Annotated in this window: 13 protein-coding genes; 10 read left to right on the top strand and 3 right to left on the bottom strand. The window is 68.1% G+C overall.

The window, feature by feature from the left end:
* Positions 1–27 precede the first annotated feature (27 nt).
* Entirely contained in the window at positions 28–894 is an 867-nt protein-coding gene (locus tag OHN74_RS04150) for a LysR family transcriptional regulator (protein ID WP_327693150.1), read from the bottom strand.
* 136 nt (positions 895–1,030) lie between these two features.
* On the opposite strand from OHN74_RS04150, the gene OHN74_RS04145 reads away from it, so the two are divergent.
* From OHN74_RS04145 to sbnB, 6 genes are all read left to right on the top strand, one after another.
* Positions 1,031–1,885 (top strand): alpha/beta fold hydrolase, encoded by an 855-nt coding sequence (locus OHN74_RS04145; protein WP_327693149.1) that lies wholly within the window; start codon positions 1,031–1,033, stop codon positions 1,883–1,885.
* A 961-nt stretch (positions 1,886–2,846) separates the two neighbouring features.
* Positions 2,847–4,142 (top strand): condensation domain-containing protein, encoded by a 1,296-nt coding sequence (locus OHN74_RS04140; protein WP_327693148.1) that lies wholly within the window; start codon positions 2,847–2,849, stop codon positions 4,140–4,142.
* A 201-nt stretch (positions 4,143–4,343) separates the two neighbouring features.
* The gene (locus OHN74_RS04135; protein WP_327693147.1) at positions 4,344–6,821 is read left to right on the top strand and encodes an ATP-grasp domain-containing protein; all 2,478 of its coding nucleotides are present in this window, start codon (positions 4,344–4,346) and stop codon (positions 6,819–6,821) included.
* Positions 6,821–8,128, top strand: a complete 1,308-nt coding sequence (locus OHN74_RS04130) for an MFS transporter (RefSeq protein WP_327693146.1) — start codon at positions 6,821–6,823, stop codon at positions 8,126–8,128. Before OHN74_RS04135 ends, OHN74_RS04130 begins: the two co-directional genes overlap by 1 nt.
* A gap of 245 nt (positions 8,129–8,373) precedes the next feature.
* Positions 8,374–9,417: a 2,3-diaminopropionate biosynthesis protein SbnA gene (sbnA, locus tag OHN74_RS04125; RefSeq protein WP_327693145.1), complete on the top strand. Its 1,044-nt coding sequence runs from the start codon at positions 8,374–8,376 to the stop codon at positions 9,415–9,417.
* On the top strand, positions 9,410–10,393 hold the full coding sequence (sbnB, locus tag OHN74_RS04120) for a 2,3-diaminopropionate biosynthesis protein SbnB (RefSeq protein WP_327693144.1): 984 nt from the start codon (positions 9,410–9,412) through the stop codon (positions 10,391–10,393). The genes sbnA and sbnB overlap by 8 nt, the downstream gene beginning before the upstream one ends.
* 359 nt (positions 10,394–10,752) lie before the next feature.
* Here sbnB and OHN74_RS04115 read toward each other — a convergent pair whose 3' ends face one another.
* Positions 10,753–10,947, bottom strand: a complete 195-nt coding sequence (locus OHN74_RS04115) for a hypothetical protein (protein WP_327693143.1) — start codon at positions 10,945–10,947, stop codon at positions 10,753–10,755.
* Positions 10,944–11,285 (bottom strand): DUF5713 family protein, encoded by a 342-nt coding sequence (locus OHN74_RS04110; protein WP_327693142.1) that lies wholly within the window; start codon positions 11,283–11,285, stop codon positions 10,944–10,946. The genes OHN74_RS04115 and OHN74_RS04110 overlap by 4 nt, the downstream gene beginning before the upstream one ends.
* A gap of 182 nt (positions 11,286–11,467) precedes the next feature.
* Here OHN74_RS04110 and OHN74_RS04105 point away from each other — a divergent pair, with 182 nt between their 5' ends.
* The 4 genes from OHN74_RS04105 to OHN74_RS04090 all read left to right on the top strand — a co-directional run bounded on the left by OHN74_RS04105 (position 11,468) and on the right by OHN74_RS04090 (position 18,341).
* Positions 11,468–12,682: an ROK family transcriptional regulator gene (locus OHN74_RS04105; RefSeq protein WP_327693141.1), complete on the top strand. Its 1,215-nt coding sequence runs from the start codon at positions 11,468–11,470 to the stop codon at positions 12,680–12,682.
* A 151-nt stretch (positions 12,683–12,833) separates the two neighbouring features.
* Positions 12,834–14,642, top strand: a complete 1,809-nt coding sequence (locus OHN74_RS04100) for an alpha-galactosidase D (protein ID WP_327693140.1) — start codon at positions 12,834–12,836, stop codon at positions 14,640–14,642.
* A 26-nt stretch (positions 14,643–14,668) separates the two neighbouring features.
* Complete coding sequence (locus tag OHN74_RS04095) at positions 14,669–17,086, top strand: glycosyl hydrolase family 95 catalytic domain-containing protein (protein WP_327693139.1); 2,418 nt, start codon at positions 14,669–14,671, stop codon at positions 17,084–17,086.
* Positions 17,087–17,114: 28 nt separating this feature from the next.
* Entirely contained in the window at positions 17,115–18,341 is a 1,227-nt protein-coding gene (locus OHN74_RS04090) for an SGNH/GDSL hydrolase family protein (protein ID WP_327693138.1), read from the top strand.
* Position 18,342 lies beyond the last annotated feature (1 nt).

Raw genomic sequence — 18,342 nt, 5'->3', positions numbered from 1 at the left:
GGTGACGGTGTGGAATCCCGCACCACCTCACGTGACAGGCACGTGGTCCAGGAACGCACGGGCGGCCGGAGTGCAGCTGTCGAGGGAGGGCACAGCCAGGGCGAGGGCCCTGGAGATCGGCACGTCCAGTGGGCGGGTGACGGCATTGCCGAGATCTGTGGGCAGGCCCAGGGTGGGCACGATGCTGACTCCCAGACCCGCGTCCACCATCGCGATGATGGCTGACAGTTCGCCGGCCTCGTAGGCGACGTCGAGGACGCTGTCGGCCCGGCGAACACCGTCCAGGATGACCGGCCTGCACCCGCCGGTCGTCAGGACGAACGGTTCGCGCGCCAGCGCTCGCACGGAGACCGTCTCCGCCGAGGCGAGAGCGTGCCCCCGCGGCAGCAGTGCGACCATCGTGTCCGCCCCGAGCGGCACGGTGTGCATCCCGGATTCCGGGAGGATCACCACGCCTATCTCCGCGGCTCCGTTCTCGAGCCATCCGCGTATCTCCGGGCTGTAGCCCTCCAGAAGACGCACGCTGACCTGGGGGTAACGGTCGCTGAACGTGCGCAGTCGGGCGGCGATCAGCGTCCCGGTGGTGCTCGGCAGACTCGCAAGCCGCAGGGGTCCTGTCACCTGCCCGACGGCAGCAGCTACGTCCGGGCGGATCAGGTCGAAGTGTCGTACCGTCTCCCGGGCCCGGGAGACGGCCCGCTGCCCGGCCTCGGTGAGGGTGACACCGTCTCGGCGCCGCACCAGCAACACCGCGCCCAGATCGGCCTCCAGTGCGGCGATCGACCGGCTGACGTGCGGTTGGGACATACCGGTCCGCTCCGCCGCGGCGGTGAACCCCCCGTGCTCGGCAACGGCCAGCAAGACCCGCAACTGCGACAGTCGCAACCTGCCCACCCCCTGTGCCCCGGCCGTTCACCAGCAGCTATGCGGACGACCTATGCCCCCATGCCGGAAATGATATTTGACGGGCCTGTCTCCAGGGCAGGAAGGTCGTGTCCTCCAATGTTGAGGACACGACTCCGGAGGCGGCATGTCGTCGACAACCATCACTCGCAAGGCCGTCGACGTGGACGGTCGGCCCGCCAGTTACCTCACCGCGGCTGGAACGGACGCCGGCGCGGACCGTCCGCCCGTCCTGCTGCTGCACGGGACCTACTGGAGCCGGGTATGGCTGCCGGTGCTGACGGAGCTGGCAGCGGCAGGGCTGCGGCCCATTGCCGTCGACCTGCCCGGACTCGGCCGGTCGGCCGGGGAGCTGGACGCCGAATCCGCCACCGTGCCGGCGCTTGCCGACTGGGTGCGGCGCTTCGCCGCCGCTGTGGGCGCCGATGAGCCGCTGAGGGTGGCGGGCCATGACATCGGCGGAGCCATTGCTCAGCATCTCGCGGTCGCAGGGAACACCGAGGTGGCCCGGCTGGCCCTGGTCAACTCGGTGACCTACGACTCGTGGCCGGTGCCGGGCGTGGAGCGGTTCCGGAACCCCGAGGTGGTGGCCGCCACGAGCGTGGAGGGACTCCTTGCTGCCCGGCGCACGGCGATCACCGCCGCGCTGGGACGGCCGGCCGCCGAGGAGGAGATCTCCGAGTACCTCGATCCCTGGCGCAGTCGGCGCGTCGGCCGTTCCTGGATGGCGCTGGCCGGCGCGGCGGACAGCCGATACACCCTTGACCTGGTTCCGGCGCTGCGCCGCTCGGAGGTGCCGAAGCTGCTGGTGTGGGGAGAGGACGACACCTTCCAGGGCATCGCGTACGCCGAACGCTTCGCCGAGGAGATGCTGAACACCGACCTGGTTCGCGTCCCGAACGCGGGCCACATCCCGATGGAGAACGACGCCAAGGCGGTCGCGGCAGCACTCTCCGCCTTCTTCGCTCCGGACGGGACGTGACCAGGGCGCCGGACGCCCGTTCCGGGGGCTGCGCGGTGGTGGGTGAAAGTCGGGCATGGCGCGCAAGGAGCTCAGGGGGATGAGTGGGCGTTGATCGAACCGCCTCACAACGAGGCGTCGGTCGGGTGGATCCGCGGCGGAGGACGCGCGCCCACGTGTGCGGCCTGATCGATCCGGTGGACCGGAAGATCCGCTGGCAGTCGGCCGAACATGGCCTCAGCGGCAGCCGAAAAGGGGAGTGGAAGAAACGGTTCCGGCGGTCTCGCGCCGCTCACCGTGGCTGAAATCCGGGCTACGCCTGGCAGCTGACCGTCCCTCAGTGACACACCCGCGGCGCAGCAGTCACACAACCTGACGTGACGTCAGCCGAGTGCACTCAAGACGCGGCTCTGACCAGCAGTGATAGCGAACTATGAATGGAGTACTAAGGAACAAATACCGCAGGCCGAATGCGAACTGGACATGTCCGCCCTCGGTTGGAGGGAATGGTTCCGCTATCCGCGCCCACCGGGCAACTGTCTCGGAAAGTGAGCACCCCTTGACCGCAATCCGCTGGTGGATTTAAGTTCAGGACATTGGCAGCGACATATTTCATGTTGACTCTCTTCGCACCATCGAGTCATGCAACGAAGCTGGATTGAAACGGTTACCGGTGTCTGCGCACCCTTGACCAGGGCTCCGATCAATGGCGATCGCGTGTGAGTGCCGAATCTGGGGGATTAACTTTACTTCGCTTTAGTGATGCCTTGAGGCTGGTCCTGCTGTGACGTGTGCTCACGTGTCAACGGCGCCACGTCAGGCCTCGGGTATCTGTTCAGATCTCGAGAAGGACTCTCCGGGGCCTTGGGGTGCTGCCTGCACGACGGGTGTCAGGGTGGGTCGGTCAAGCCTGCGACGAGAGCGCGATCACGGCGGCCGAGTCGGTAACTGGCATCGCGATAGGTTCAACCAACGTCACGGCATGAATGGGTTATTGCATATGCAAGCGAATGAAGTCGCCAGGGCACCCATCACTTTTGGCCAACTGTCGCTTTTACGTTCCATCCAGAACATTGACCCGCTGGCTGCCAATCTCCCCCAGGTGTGGAAACTGCCCGCAGCGACCACCTCCCAGCAGGTCGAAGAGGCCTTGACCGTCCTGCAGGAGCGACACGAGGCTCTGCGTACACGCTACGAGGACCTCGGCAGCAAGAAGCCCACGCAGATCATTCTCCCCCCGCAACCGGTTGTCGTCGCCGGCCCGCCGCAGGAGACCGAGCCGGTGCAGGCGGCGGATTCCCTCGGTCGCGAGCCCTTCGACCTCGCGACCGAACCGCCCTGGCGGATGACGCTGGTGGCCAAGGACGGTGAACTCCGTTGGCTGGCCATCTGTCTCCACCACATCGCGACGGACGGCTGGTCGGTCAATCAGTTGCAGCGGGAGTTCCTGACACTTCTCTCCGCGGGCGCCCTGGGGGGTGAGGCTCCGACGTGCCGGTCTCTGGCGGAGGAGCAGTGGTCCGCGGCCAAAGAGACGCGCCGAAACTCGGCCCGCAAGCACTGGCAGAAAATCTTCGACAGGGCGCCGGCCATGGTCCGCGACGAGGCGCCCGAGTCGGTCCACGGGCGTTGGGGCCGTTACGGCACCGCGGAACAGACCGACGCCGTTCGCCGGATCGCCCGGGCCCACCAGATCTCGCTTCCCTCGGTCGTCCTCAGTGCCTACTGCCGCGCCGCCGCGCAGTACGACGGCCTGGACGAGATCATGGTCGCGGTCTTCACCAACAACCGCAGTGACCCGCGCTGGGAAAAGCTGCTCACGACGCAGGACCAGTTGATTCCCCTTGTCGTCCGCACCGAGCCGGGTGAGCCGTTCGGTGCCTTCGCCACCAAGGTCCACTGGGAGCTGTTCAGGTCCTACCGACATGGCGAGCACAACGTCGACGACATGCTGGAGATCGCGGCCGAACACGGCTTCACGGGCACGGTGAACGGCTGCTTCGATGGATCTGTGAGCGGGCTCTTCACCTACTTCTTCAATTACATGGGTGAATATCAGAAGGACCAGTTGTCCATCCCCGAGGGCCTGGAGACCGGCACCACCGGCCGCAACATCGGCGCGCCTCTCTACCTCCAGGTACAGGAGGGCGAGGTGCTCACCTCGACGCTCCAGGAGAATTCCTCGGCGACCGGTTACAAGAGGATCACCGGCGTTCTCCGCCTGATCGAGGAGATCCTCCTCGCCGCCGCCCATGAGACGGATTCCCGGATCGAGTGATGCGGCCGCCGGTCATGCGGCCTCTGTCGCCGGGTTGCCGGGTGACACGCCCTGCACCCCTTCCGGCCGTGATCGGGTGGAGTTCGCGCGAATCCCTGGCTATTGGACAGTCGCGCCGAATCGCCCGCTCCCGTCTGATGAACCGCCGACTGGTCGAGCCGCCAGTTGTGAATTCACCTGTTGCGCTGTCTTGGAGGAATAGTGTCGAAGCATGTCATGATCCTGCATCAATGGACCGATCGTTTCGCGGAGTACGAGTCGTACATCGACCACGCCTCCAACACGGTCACGTACATTGCCGCGCCATGGTCGCTCGGTTCGATTCCCGATACGGCGGCCGCGGTCAAGCAGATCGCCAGCACGGAGGACGAGCCTCTGTTGAGGGGCGCTGTCGATGAGCTCATCGCCCAGTACGGGGTACCCGACCGCATAGTCGCGCTCAACGAATCGGACCTCGACCTCGCCGCCGTCCTCCGCGAGGAACTCGGTGTCCCCGGTCAGACCCCGCCGGAACTCGCGCCCTTCCGCGACAAGTTGGTCATGGCGGAACGCCTGACCGAAGCCGGTGTCGCCGTGCCCGCGACCGCGCACGCGGTCGACCACCAGGTGGTGCGCTCGTTCGCCGACGAGCACGGCTGGCCCGTCCTGCTCAAGCCGGTGAGCGGCACGTCCAGCATCGGCGTCACACGCCTCGACTCCGCCGACGACCTCGCCGCGTTCGTCTTCCCGCCCGACGAGATCCTCCTGATACAGCCCTACCTCCCGTACGAGATCCTGCACGTCGACGGGGTCAGCCTGGGGGGCGGGCCAGGGCTCGGGGCCTGGCGGGCGTCGCGGTATGTCAACACCTGCTTCGGCTACACCAAGGGCGAGCCGCTGGGGTCGGTCGAGATCGACGACCCGGTGCTCCTGTCCCGCGTCGAGGACTTCACCACCCGGACCACCGCCGCCCTCGGCGCCGGTCCCGTCGTCTTCCACCTGGAACTCTTCGTCTCCGGGCCGCAGGACGCGCCGGAGGTGCAGTTCCTGGAGATCGGAGCCCGCCCCGGAGGTGCCGAAGTCCCCTTCCTGTGGCGTGAGGTCCACGGCATCGACCTCATGAAGGTCACCTTCGCGCTCCAGGTCGGAGACACGGTTCCCGATGAGGCGCGGTCGCTGCCGCCCGTCGAGGAGACCGAGCGCGTCGGCTGGCTGCTGATGAAGACGCCGGAGGTCCGGCCGTGCCGCGTCGTCGCGTCCGAGCTCGCCCTCTCCGCCGAGGACGGCCCGTACGAGACAGTCAGCCCGATCCGCGGACAGACGATCGTCGCCACTCCCGGATACGAGCACGGCTACGAGAACTCCGGGGCGCGCTTCCGGTTCCGCGGGCGCTCCAGCGCAGAGGTGCTGGCGAAGGTCGAACGGACCGTCGGTGCCTACGACTTCCGCTGCCGCCCCGTCGACCCGGCCGCCCCCGAGCTGGTCGTCTTCGTCGGCTCCGGTGAGCGCGTCTACCGGGAGTACGCGTACAAGGCGGTCGCCGGAGGCACCCGGATCGCCCTTGTCAGCACCTCGGAGGCGACCTGGGAGCACGAATACATCACGGCTCACCGGAGGGTTCCCGACACCAAGCCCGATTCGCTGGTGGAGGCGATCGGCGACCTCTTCGCGGAGCACGACGGCAACGTCGGCGTCATGACGTGGGCCGAGGTTCTCCTGGAGGACACCGCGGCCGCGGCCGCGCGGCTCGGCATGCGCCACATGTCGCCGGCGGCCGCCGCGAACTGCCGGGACAAGCTCTCCACCCGGACCCGGCAGACCACCGGCCTCGTCCGGTTCGCACGTGTCGAAACCGAGGAGCAGGCCCTGGAGGCCGCCGAGTCCTTCGGCTACCCGGTCGTCATCAAGCCGCGCTCGCTCGCGGGCAGCGTGGGCGTGGCCCAGGCCAACAACCGGGACGAACTCGTCGAGCACTTCGCCATGACCTCGGCGAGCAGCTTCCCCGGACTGACCCCGCTCAGCGGCTCGATCGTGGAGGAGTACGTCGACGGCCCGGAGATCAGCATCGACTCCGTGGTCTTCGAGGGCGAGGTGCAGCCGGTGAACGTGGCGCGCAAACGCCTCGGCTTCGAGCCCTACTGCCAGGAGGTGGGGCACCTCGTCGCCCCGTGGCGCGACGAGGAGTGGGCGGACGCGGTGCGGAGCATGCTCGTCCAGACCCACCGTGACCTGGGCATCACCGATGGCGTGACGCACGCCGAGGTCCGGCTGTCGCCGTCGGGACCGAAGCTGATCGAGCTCAACGGACGGCTCGGCGGCGACTTCATCCCCCTCCTCGGCCACCTCGCCATCGGTGTCGACCTGACGTCCGCCGCGGTGTCGATCGCGCTGGGGCACCGGCCCGACACCGAGCAGGTACGCGACCGGTGCGTCGAGATCAGGTTCCTCTTCCCGGCCGAGGACGGGACCGTGGAGTCCGTCGACACCGCCGCCGCCGAACTGCTCGACGGGGTCGTGGAGGTGGTGCGCCTGATCAAACCGCCCATTCCGCTCCGGCTGCCGCCACGCGGTCTGGAGCCACGGGTGCTTGCCGTCATCGTCACCGGCGACAGCCCCGAGGAGTGCCGACACATCCTCGACAAGGCGGAGTCGCTCATCGACATCCGGCTCACCCCGTTCTCGTCACCGGCGGCCGAGTGATGATCAAGAACTCATTCAAGAAACTGGTCAGTGACTACTCGCTCCCCGGCCGGAACCACCGCGTCATCGCCGTCGGAGTCGTCGTCAACGCCTCCGGCAGCGGGTTCTACCTGGCCGGCAGCACGCTGTACTTCCTGAAGGGCATAGGCCTGACGGCGGCCCAGGTCGGGCTCGGCCTGACCATCGCCGGTCTCGTCGGCTTCCTGACCACGGTCCCCGTCACGCTCCTCGCGAAGCGTTTCGGCCCGCTCACCCTGCTGCGGTCGCTCCAACTGTGGCGTGCGACCTGGCTGGTGGCGCTGGCCTTCTCCGAGGACATGGTCACGTTCACCCTGTGCGCCTCCATGGTCCTGGTGTCGCAGGGGCCGATCTTTCCCATGGTCCAGATCCTGGTCAACACGACCGCAGGCAGCGCCGACCGCACCCGGATGCTCGGCGTGATCAGCTCCGTCATCAACGTCGGGATGTCGATCGGCACCCTGGCCGCCGCACCGCTGATCTCGATGGGCGGGCTGCCTTGGCTGCGGTCGGTCATCCTGGCCGGAGCCGCGTGCAGCGTGCTGTCGTCGGTGGTCTTCCGCTTCGTGGACGTCGACACCCCGCCCTCGGAGCCGGCCACGCAGAAGTGGTACGCCGGGCTCGTCGACGTCGCGAAGGACCGCAGCTATCTGGCCCTCTCCGCCGTCAACGGCATCCTCTTCCTGCACCCTGTTCTCCTCGGCGTGGCCATCCCGCTGTGGCTCGTCGAGGCGACGAACGCACCCGAGGCCCTGCTCAGCGCGCTCCTCTTCCTCAACACCGTCCTCGCGATCGTCTTCCAGGTGCACTTCGCGAAGAACATCAAGAGCACCGCGGACGGCACCCGCTCCCTTCTGCGGTCCGGCCTGGCGCTCGGCCTCTTCAGCCTGGTGCTGATCCCGACGATGTACACCGACGTCTGGCTGAGCATCACGATCCTGGTGGTGGCGACCGTCCTGCTCACCTGCGGCGAGCTTCTCCAGGGCGCGGGCGCGTGGGAGCTGTCTATCCGCCACGCGCCGGACTCCAAGAAGGCCGAGTACCTGGCCGTGTTCAGTCTCGGCGGCTCCATCGCGAACATCGTGGGACCCGCTCTGGTCGCCGTACTCATCACCTGGGGAGCATCGGGAATGGTCGTCCTCGCATCGCTCTTCGCCGTTGCGGCCGGTCTGATCATGGCGGTCGGCAGCAGGCTGGCGCGCTCCGAGTCGACGGCGGCGGTGCCGCCCGGATCGCCCGCCGCGGGATCGCCCAAGGCCGGCTTGCCGTCGCCCGAAGTGACCTCCTGAGCGTCGGGCGCCCACCCTCCGGCTTCGACACCTCAATCCAGCGAAGGGCCCCTTCCGGTTCGAGGACGACGACTCCGAGTACCGGATCGTCGACGGCGCGCTCCAGTTGCGGACAGGACCCAGTTCTTCGGACACCCCACCACTCGAACCAGACCGTCACCGAGAAGGCCCTTCCGGTCGAACCGGAGTCCATTCTCCTCGGCAGTCCCGAGATCTCCGACCGCGTGGTCTTCGGCATGCGTGGCATGGAATATGACGCTTTGTCAATTATTGAAGCCCGACCGTTCGGTCACTCTGCAGACGCCGATTGGAAGGATATTCGATTGATTTATCGGAGCGTGAACGAAATCATCCATGATGACGTGTTCCTGGAGCTCGCCGATTTTCTCCCCGGCTCGGAAGTCTTCCTGAAGATCGAGGGACTGAACCCCGCGGGCTCCATAAAATTCAAGGCCGCGCTCAACCTCGTTGAGCGGGCTGAGGAAGAGGGGTCCCTGGTACCCGGCACAAGCCGGGTCATCGAGTCCTCGTCGGGGAACCTCGGGGTCGCGCTCGGCATTGTCTGCGCGATCAAGGGATATCCGCTGACCATCGTCGCCGACGTGAACACGGTCGAGTCGGCGGTGCTGGCGATGGAGGCCCTGGGAGCGGACGTCGTCATCATCGAGGAGCCCGACGCGAACGGGGGTTTCCTCCACAAACGCCTGGCCTTCGTCGGTGACATGCTGAAAGCCGATCCACACCTGGTATGGCTGAACCAGTACAAGAGCCGGGCCAACGTGGAGGCGCACAAGGACACCACGGCCCGGTCGATCGACCGGGAACTCGGCCCCATTGACTACCTCTTCGTTGGCGTCGGTACGTCGGGAACACTGATGGGCTGCCTGGAGTACCGCCGTGAGAACCGCCTGTCCCACCGTGTCGTCGGAGTCGACGCCGAGGGATCGATAACCTTCGGCGGCAGTTCCAAGCGCCGCTATGTCCCCGGCCTCGGCGCCAGTCGGCTGCCGGAGATCTACTCCGACGACGGCAGCTTCCACAAGGTGCTCATCCCGGAGCACGAGAGCGTTGCCCTGTGCCACCACGCCGCCCGCGCGTACGGCCTTCTCGTCGGGGGTTCGACCGGCACGGTGCTCGCGGCGGTGCGAAGAATGCGGGACGAGATTCCCCGCGGCTCCCGGGTCGTCGTCATATCCCCTGATCTGGGGGACAAGTACCTCTCCACCATCTACTCGGAACAGTGGTTGAAGGCGCACCCCACCCTGATAAAGGAGCACAGCAATGTCTGACTTCATCGTCGTCGCCGGCCCGGACATCGCCGACATCCTCGGCGGCGACAAGGCGAAGGTGCGGGAAATCGTCGCATCGACCTACCGCCTTCACGATGCCGGCGACACCATCAACCCGGACAGCTACTTCCTCCGTTTCCCGCACAAGCCCAATTCGAGGGTCATCGCTCTGCCCGCCTACATCGGGGCCGATGTCAACCGGATGGGCATCAAGTGGATCTCCAGCTTCCCGGACAACCTGTCGCGCGGTATCCCGCGGGCCTCGGCGGTGCTGATCCTCAACGACTTCGAGACGGGCCGCCCGTTGGCGTGCCTGGAGTCCGCGCACATCAGCGCCGCCCGTACGGCCGCGTCGGCGGCGGTGGCGGCGGAGCGGCTGTGCACGGGGGCCGGCATCACGGTGGGGGTCGTCGGCACCGGGGTGATCGCGTCCACCGTCCTCGACCACCTGCACAGTTCCACTGTCGACATCGCGAACGTCATCGCCCACGACCTCGACCACGAGCGGATCGCGGGATTCGCGGAGCGGGTGCGCGCGGACACCGGCCTTGGTGTCGACCCGGTCGGACTCGACGCGGTCCTGAAGGCGGACCTGGTGGTCTTCGCCACCACAGCGGGCGAGCCGTACGTGGACACCGATCACCGGTTCACGCCGGACCAGACAGTCCTCAACATCTCGCTGCGCGACCTGCCGCCCGAGGTCATCCTGGCTTCGACCAATATCGTCGATGACGTCGAGCACTGCCTGAAGGCGAACACCTCCCCGCACCTGGCCGAACAGGCGACCGGCAGCCGGGAGTTCATCCGCGGCACGCTGGGCGGACTGCTGAACGGGACGGTCGACGTCCCGAGTGGGAAGCCCGTCATCTTCTCCCCGTTCGGACTGGGCGTGCTCGACATCGCGGTCGGCAGCTACGTGATGGACCGAGCACTCGAAGCGGGGAAGGCCACCGTCGTCAACAACTTCATCGGATAACCGCCGAGGTCCCTATGCGCCCCTATGTGCCCCTCGACGGACATCCGTGCTCGGAACCGCTCGACCACGGTGAAGACTGTCCTGCGGAGGTTGGCGGACACGGACGTCGGCAACGCGAACCACAAGGTGCGGTTGTCGTTCCTCGGCTGAACCGCACCGCCGCCGTGGGCGGACGAAGGACCGCTCCTGCCATCGCGGCATCCCTCGAACCGGACGAACACGTCTGTGGTCCCTTCCTCGACGGCCACAGCGGCGCCGGCGAGAAGCCCCCGCGATCAGCAGCCGGGGGCTGCCCCCGCCGTTCGCCGGCACGGTCCACAGGTCGCGGATGCCGTCGGTCGTAGGGACTGTCCCAGCGATCACGGCCCGCACCAGGGGGCGGGCGGCGATGCGACCTCCGCCGTGGAGCTACCCACCGTTCGCTGCTTCGGGGCACCCGAGAGGTCCATGACAGTCATGGGCTGTCGGGAGATGCCGTCCCTTGACGGGTTCGGCAGTTCGGCAAAGGCGACCAGCGCGAGCGCCACACGGTCGAACGCGGCATCGTCGCTCACCAATTCCGGGTGGCGATCAGCTCCTCCACGTCCGCGTCGGCGAAGCCGTAGGCCGACGCGACGAACCCGAAGTCCTCGGCGATCTCCTCGCGCGCCACCGTCTCGATCTCGCTCCCGGCCGCATCGAACTCCGCCTCCAGCAGGTTGAACTCCTCCGTCGCGGCCTGCGTGAGCACGTACAGGGCCGTCAGATCCGACGGTTGCTCAGCCTCGATCCGCTCGCACAGCCGCAGCAGAATCGCCGTGCCTCTGTCGACGACGTGATCCGGGTAGTACGTGTCCGCGTACAGCAGCCGCAGAAACGCGTGCCCCGCCACCTGCTTGTTCGTGATCGGCATAGCTCCCCAACCCGGTAGACGAACTGATGTGCCGATCATGCAGCAGACCACTGACAATGCGACGCGGCCCAGGTGTGCCTGAACGGCGCGGCCAGCACTCTCGCCACAGGGCGTACAGCGACTTCACAGCAATCGTGCTTCTTTTATTGACAACAGAAAAGAATGAACCGTACGTTCCGCCCATGCGCTCGCCCTTGCCCTCCGAGGAGTTCCCGGCCTCCGAGACGTTTCCGGCCCATACGCCCGCCGCTGCCCAGATCTTCACCATCGTGCTCTCCCACGGTCCGCTCACGCGGGCGGAGATCGCACGGCGGGCCGCACTGTCTCCCGCGGCGGTGACCAAGGCCGTCCGGCCGCTGATCGAGACGGGATACCTGCTGGAGGACGTCGACGAGGAGCACAGGCGGGCGCTGGGCAGGCCCGCCAACCCGGTGCGGGTCGACGGCGACCGGGCGCTGTTCATCGGGGTCAAAGTGACGGGCGACGAGATCATCGCCGTGCTGACGGATCTGTGCTGCCGTATCAGGGTCGCCCGGCACACCCCGCTCGGTGACCGACGGCCCGGGGGTGTTCTCGCCACCCTGGGCGGTCTCGTCCTCGAACTGCTCACCGACGCCGAAGGGTTCGGGGTGCCGGTCAGGGGCGTGGGAATCGCCGTCTCCGGTGAGGTGGACCGCGCGGAGGGCATGGTGCGGTACTCCCCGTTTCTCGACTGGCGGGACGTTCCGCTCGCCAGCCTCGCCGCCATGACCATCGGTCTGCCGGTCACCGTCGACAACGACGTCCGCGCGCTCACCGTCGCCGAGCAGTGGTTCGGCGCGGGCGTGGGCCTGTCCGACTTCGCGCTGGTGACGGTGGGTGCCGGTATCGGCTGCGGTCTCGTCGTGGGCGGCCGGGTGGTCTCGGGTGCGCACGGTGTGGCCGGTGAGATCGGGCATCTCTCCCTCGACCCCGCGGGCCCGCTGTGCCACTGCGGCAACCGGGGCTGTGTGGAGGCCATCGCCTCCGACTCGGCGATCGTGCGCGACGTACGGGCGGAGACCGGGATCGACGTGGCCGACGCGGCCGAGGCCCTGGAACTCGCCCACCGCGGCGACCCCGGAGCCCGTGAGGTGTACGCACGCGCGGGCGCGGCCATCGGGCGGGCCATCGGATCCGTGGTCAATCTGCTCGGACCCGAACGTGTGATCATCTCCGGCGAAGGGCTCGCCGCCTACGACCTGTTCGCCGAGCGGATCAGGGACTCCTTCGCCGCCTCCGCCTTCGGGGCTGCCGCGCGGTGCGACGTCAGAACGCGTCCGCTGCCCTTCGAGGAGTGGGCCCGTGGTGCGGCGGCCACCGCCATCCAGTCCTTCATCTCGCGAACCCGATCCGACACTCCCATGGAGCGGGTATGACGCCGCGGAGCCGCAACAGGCTGAGATCCGACCACACCTTTCGCATGTCATGCGCACGCCATGCATCTCGCGCACGCCATAAATCTCTATCGCCCCCACAACCCTTCAACGGCCCTTCAACGCCCCTTCATTGATCCGGAGGTTTGCCCCCATGCGGTTGTCCCCCCGCCGTGTCCGTCGCACCACCAGCACCCTGCTCGTTCTCGCCCTGACCGCGAGCCTCGCCGCGTTCACCCCCGCCGCCACGGCCGACGACTCCACCCCGGCCGTGGACGCCGTCCCGGTGCCCGCGGCCGAGCCGTACATGGGCTGGACGAGCTGGAGCATGCAGTCGTCCAGGTATCCGGGGCTCAACCCGGACGGCGACTACAGCTACCTGACCGAGAGGAACGTCCTGAAGCAGGCCGACGCCCTCGCCGCCAAGCTCAAGCCGTACGGCTACGAGTACGTCAACATCGACGCCGGCTGGTGGCGCGACATGGACTGGAAGCCCCGCTTCGACGAGTACGGCAGACAGGCCGCCGACCCCGGGCGCTTTCCGCGCGGGATGAGGGCCGTCGCCGACGACCTCCACGCCAAGGGACTCAAGGCGGGCATCTATCTGCCGGTCGGGCTGGAGAAGGAGGCGTACGGCGGGGGCAAGGTGCCTCTCTGGAACGCCGACGGCTGCACGACCGCCGACATCGTCCACGGCGATCTGCGCACCACCAACGGGTGGGACAGCGCGTACAAGATCGACTTCGCCCGTCCCTGCGCCCAGAAGTACATCGACTCCCAGGCCCGTCTGTTCGCCGACTGGGGCTACGACTTCCTCAAACTGGACGGCGTCGGTCCCGGCTCGTTCAAGAGCGGGGACAACTACGACAACGTTGCCGACGTCGCCGCCTGGCAGAAGGCGATCGCCGCCACCGGTCGGCCGATCCGCCTCGAACTGTCCTGGTCCCTCGACATCGGCCATGTCGCCGACTGGAAGCGGTACTCGGGCGGCTGGCGCATCGACACCGACGTCGAGTGCTACTGCAACACGCTGGTCACCTGGGAGAACTCCGTCGAGGACCGCTGGGACGACACCCCTGCCTGGACCCGTCACGCCGGTCCCGGCGGCTGGAACGACCTGGACTCCCTCAACGTCGGAAACGGCGAGATGGACGGGCTCACCAAGGCCGAACGGCAGAGCTACGCCACCTTGTGGGCCATCGCCAAGTCACCCCTGTACACCGGTGACGACCTGACGCGCCTCGACTCCTACGGGCTCTCCCTGCTCACCAACAAGGAGGTCATCGCGGTCAACCAGGGCACCACCCCGCCCGCCAGGCCCCTCACACCCTCCGACGACCAGCAGGTCTGGGCGGCCGGGAACCCCGACGGCAGCTTCACGGTCGCCCTGTTCAACCTCGGGAACGCGCCCGCGTCCGTGACCGCCGACTGGTCCACCCTCGGGTTCTCCGGCAAGGCCAAGGTCCGCGACCTGTGGAACCACGAGAACCTCGGCACGTACAAGGAGAAGGTCACCCAGGCGTTGCCCACGCACGGCTCGCGGCTGTTCACCGTCGTCCCGCAGGGCCCGGCCCTGACGAAGACGGTCTACGAGGCGGAGTCGGGGACCAACACCCTCGGCGGCAACGCCTCGGTGGCCGACTGCGGCGCCTGCTCCGGAGGCAAGAAGGTCGGCAACCTCTATGTCGGCGGAAAGCTCACAGTGAACGGCGTCAGGGTCGCGAAGGCGGGACGATACGTCGTCGACATCGCCTACGTCAGCGGCGACGCGCGATCCGTGCGGATCTCCGCGAACGGTGGAGGTGCCACCAGCCACAAGTTCCCCTCCACCGGCGACTGGGGGACCGTCGAAACGGTGAGTGTGCCGCTCAGCCTCAAGGCCGGCGCCAACACCGTCACCTTCGACAGCGGCGACGGCTACGCCCCGGACATCGACCGGATCGCCGTACCGAACCTGTCCTGACGGCCGACTCGCAAGGGAGCGCATCCATGGACACCCCACGCCCCGATTCGCCGCGAACCCTCCCCAGCCGACGCGGCCTTCTCTCCTTCGCCACGGTTTCCGGAGCCCTCGCCGCCCTCGGCGGGGCGCCCGCCTTCACCGCCTCCGCCGCACCCGCGAGACCTGCCGACTCCCCGATGCTGCCGGACCGCGCCTCCAGCGAACTGTGGTGGCAGGCCCCCGCCGACGACGGCTCGATGATCACTCAGGGCCTCCCGGTCGGCAACGGCCGGCTCGGGGCGCTGGTGAGCAACGACCCGGGCCGGGAACGGCTGTTCATCACCGACGCCACCATGTGGACCGGAGGCACCAACGCCACCCTCGACGACGACGGCCAATTCCCCTACGCCCGCGAGAACTTCGGGTCGTTCACCCTGCTGGGCAAGCTGACCGTCGACATACCCGACCACGACCTCTCGACGGTCTCCGGCTACCGACGCGCCCTCGACCTCCATCAGGGACTGGTCACCGCCTCCTATGTGCGCTCCGGTGTGACGTACCGGCGGCAGGTGTTCGCCAGCGCCCCCGACGACGTCCTCGTCCTGCACTTCACCCAGGACGGCGGCGGACACTACACCGGCGAGATCAGCCTGGACGGCACCCACGGCGAGACCACCACGGGAGTACCGGCGCTCCGATACGCGTCCTTCGGCGCGGAGTTGCCCAACCGACTGCGGTACGGGGCGGCCGTCACCGCCTACGGCAGCGGGGGAACCGTCGCCGTCGACGGGTCGCGGATCTCCTTCCGCGGCTGCGGACGCCTCACGGTGATCGTCACGGGCGGCACCGACTACGCGCCCGACGCGGCCAAGGGTTACCGAGACCCGGCGCTCGACCCCCGAAAGCTCGCCCGCACCAAGGTCCTCGATGCCGCCGGGCACTCCGCGACCACCCTGCTGCACACCCATGTCGCCGACCACCGAAGGCTGTTCGAGCGCATGGACGTGTCGCTCGGCACCTCGACCGCGCAGCAACGGGGCATGGACACCTGGGAGCGGATCCGGGCGCGTCACACGGACGACACCCCCGATCCCGAACTTGAGGCGTCCTACCTGCAGTTCGGGCGCTATCTCATGATCGCCGGATCACGCGGCAGTCTGCCCCTGAACCTCCAGGGTCTGTGGCTCGACGGCAACGACCCCGACTGGATGGGCGATTACCACACGGACATCAACCTCCAGATGAACTACTGGATGGCCGACCGGGCCGCCCTCTCCGACTGCTTCGACGCCTTCACCGACTACTGCCTGGCCCAGCTGCCCTCGTGGACCGAACTCACCCGCACCCACTTCAACGACCCCCGCAACCGCTACCGCAACTCCACCGGGAGGATCGCGGGCTGGACCGTCGCCATCTCCACCGGCATCCACGGCGGCATGGGCTGGTGGTGGCATCCCGCCGGCAACGCCTGGCTGTGCAACTCCCTCTACGAGCACTACGAGTTCACCCAGGACCGTGCCCACCTCGCCCGTATCCACCCGATGCTCAAGGGCGCCTGTGAGTTCTGGGAGGCGAGACTGCTGACGACGACGGTCACGGACCCGGTCACCGGCGAGAAGCAGGAGGTCCTCGTCGCCGACAGCGACTGGTCGCCCGAACACGGCCCGCTCGACGCCAAGGGCATCACCTACGCCCAGGAACTGGTCTGGGCCCTGTTCGACAACTACCGCACGGCGTGTGCCGTGTTGGGCGAGGACGGCACGTACGCCCGGACCGTCGCCGGCCTGCAGAAACGGCTCTACCTGCCCCAAGTGAGCCCGAAGACCGGCTGGTTGGAGGAGTGGATGTCCCCCGACAACCTGGGGGAGACCACCCACCGTCACCTGTCCCCGCTCGTCCAGTTGTTCCCCGGAGACCGGATCCGCCCGGACGGCTCGACGCCCGCTGAGATCGTCGAGGGCGCGACGGCACTGCTCACCGCGCGCGGGATGGAGAGCTTCGGCTGGGCCAACGCCTGGCGCGGTCTGTGCTGGGCGCGTCTGAAGGACGCGGACAAGGCCTATCAGCTCGTCGTGAACAACCTGCGGCCCTCCGTCGACGGCAGCAACGGCACGGCGTCCAACCTGTTCGACATCTACCAGGTCGAGCAGGGCCGCGGCATCTTTCAGATCGACGGCAACTTCGGGACGCCCGCCGCGATGATCGAGATGCTGGTGTACTCACGCCCCGGCCATGTCGAACTGCTGCCCGCGCTGCCCGACGCCTGGGCCGGGTCCGGATCGATCACGGGTGTGGGTGTACGTGGTGGATTCACCGTGGATCTGAGTTGGAGGCACGGCAGGCCGACCGAGGTAACGGTGACGAGTGTCGGCGGTCGCACGACCACGGTGGCGTACGGGACGAGGGCACGGAAACTCACCCTGTCACCCGGCCGGTCCGTGACGCTGCGCGACCTGGGGCGGTGAAGCGGTGCGTCGAGACACCGTCCGCCTCGTGAGCCTGCTGCGGCGACTCGCCCTGCCGGTCGTCGCGTTGACCGCCACCGCGCAGTTTTCGACCGCGACGGCGACGGCAACCCCCGCCACGCCTTCCGCGCATACCGCGACGCACGAGATCGTCACCTGGGGTGCGAGCGCCGACCGCATGGGCGAGGCCGCCTCGGACCGCGGCTACCGGCTCGTCGTCCGGACCAGCGCCGGCGGAACCCACCTGCGCGTCCGGCTGTCCAACGCCTTCGGCGACCGGCCCCTGACCATCGGCCGTGCGTACGTGGGCGTACAGAAGGAGGGCGCCGCCCTGGTCCGGGGCAGCAACCGGCCTCTGACGTTCGGCGCGGAGCGGTCCGTCACCGTACCCGCGGGGGAGACCGCGCTCAGTGATCCGCTGCCGGGACGGCTGCCGGCCGCGACCTCGCTGGTGGTCAGCCTGTACGAGGCCGATGCCGGCGGCCCGGCGACGGGTCACGGCATGGCCATGCAGACGTCCTACCTCACTGCGGGCGACCATGTGGCGGAGGAGGGCGCGGCCAACTGGACCGGAACCACCGGCTCCTGGTTCTACCTCGACGCCGTCACCGTGCGGACAGGCCCGGACGTCGGTGCGGTCGTCGCTCTGGGCGACTCCATCACCGACGGCTGGCAGTCCACCACCGACCGGAGCCGCCGCTGGCCCGACTACCTGGCCCGCCGCCTTCAGTCAGCCGACGACACCGGCGTCGAGGGGGTGGCCAACGAGGGGATCTCCGGCAACAAGGTCCTCGCCGACGGAGCCGGGCAGAGCGCCCTCAACAGACTGCGCCGGGACGTGCTCTCCCACCCGGGTGTACGCACGGTTGTTCTCTTCGAAGGCGTCAACGACATCAAGGCCCACACCGGTGTCACGGCCGAGGACCTGATCGACGGCTACCGCCGGATCATCGACCGCGCCCACACGGCCGGAGTGTGTGTCGTCGGGGCCACGGTCGGGCCCTTCAAGGGCTGGTCCGAGTGGGACGCGTCGGCCGAGGACGTACGCCGGGAGGTCAACGTGTTCATCCGCACCAGCGGCGAGTTCGACGCGGTGGCCGACTTCGACCGCATCCTGCGCAGCCCCTACGACCACGAGCGGATCCTGCCGTTCTTCGACAACGGCGATCATCTGCACCCCAACGACACCGGTATGCAGGCGATGGCCGACGCGGTGCGGCTGCGGGACCTCTCCTGCGATCGCGGCGCCCCCTGAC

Origin of the sequence: Streptomyces sp. NBC_00459 (assembly GCF_036013955.1) — a bacterium.
Classification (GTDB): Bacteria; Actinomycetota; Actinomycetes; order Streptomycetales; family Streptomycetaceae; genus Streptomyces.
Note: the sequence above shows the minus strand (reverse complement) of the source record. Positions and strands in the feature narration are given on the sequence as shown.

Coding starts and splice junctions, on each gene's coding strand:
- OHN74_RS04145 (WP_327693149.1), top strand. CDS start 1,031: ATGTCGTCGACAACCATCACTCGCAAGGCCGTCGACGTGGACGGTCGG.
- OHN74_RS04140 (WP_327693148.1), top strand. CDS start 2,847: ATGAATGGGTTATTGCATATGCAAGCGAATGAAGTCGCCAGGGCACCC.
- OHN74_RS04130 (WP_327693146.1), top strand. CDS start 6,821: ATGATCAAGAACTCATTCAAGAAACTGGTCAGTGACTACTCGCTCCCC.
- sbnA (WP_327693145.1), top strand. CDS start 8,374: ATGGAATATGACGCTTTGTCAATTATTGAAGCCCGACCGTTCGGTCAC.
- sbnB (WP_327693144.1), top strand. CDS start 9,410: ATGTCTGACTTCATCGTCGTCGCCGGCCCGGACATCGCCGACATCCTC.
- OHN74_RS04110 (WP_327693142.1), bottom strand. CDS start 11,285: ATGCCGATCACGAACAAGCAGGTGGCGGGGCACGCGTTTCTGCGGCTG.
- OHN74_RS04105 (WP_327693141.1), top strand. CDS start 11,468: ATGCGCTCGCCCTTGCCCTCCGAGGAGTTCCCGGCCTCCGAGACGTTT.
- OHN74_RS04100 (WP_327693140.1), top strand. CDS start 12,834: ATGCGGTTGTCCCCCCGCCGTGTCCGTCGCACCACCAGCACCCTGCTC.
- OHN74_RS04095 (WP_327693139.1), top strand. CDS start 14,669: ATGGACACCCCACGCCCCGATTCGCCGCGAACCCTCCCCAGCCGACGC.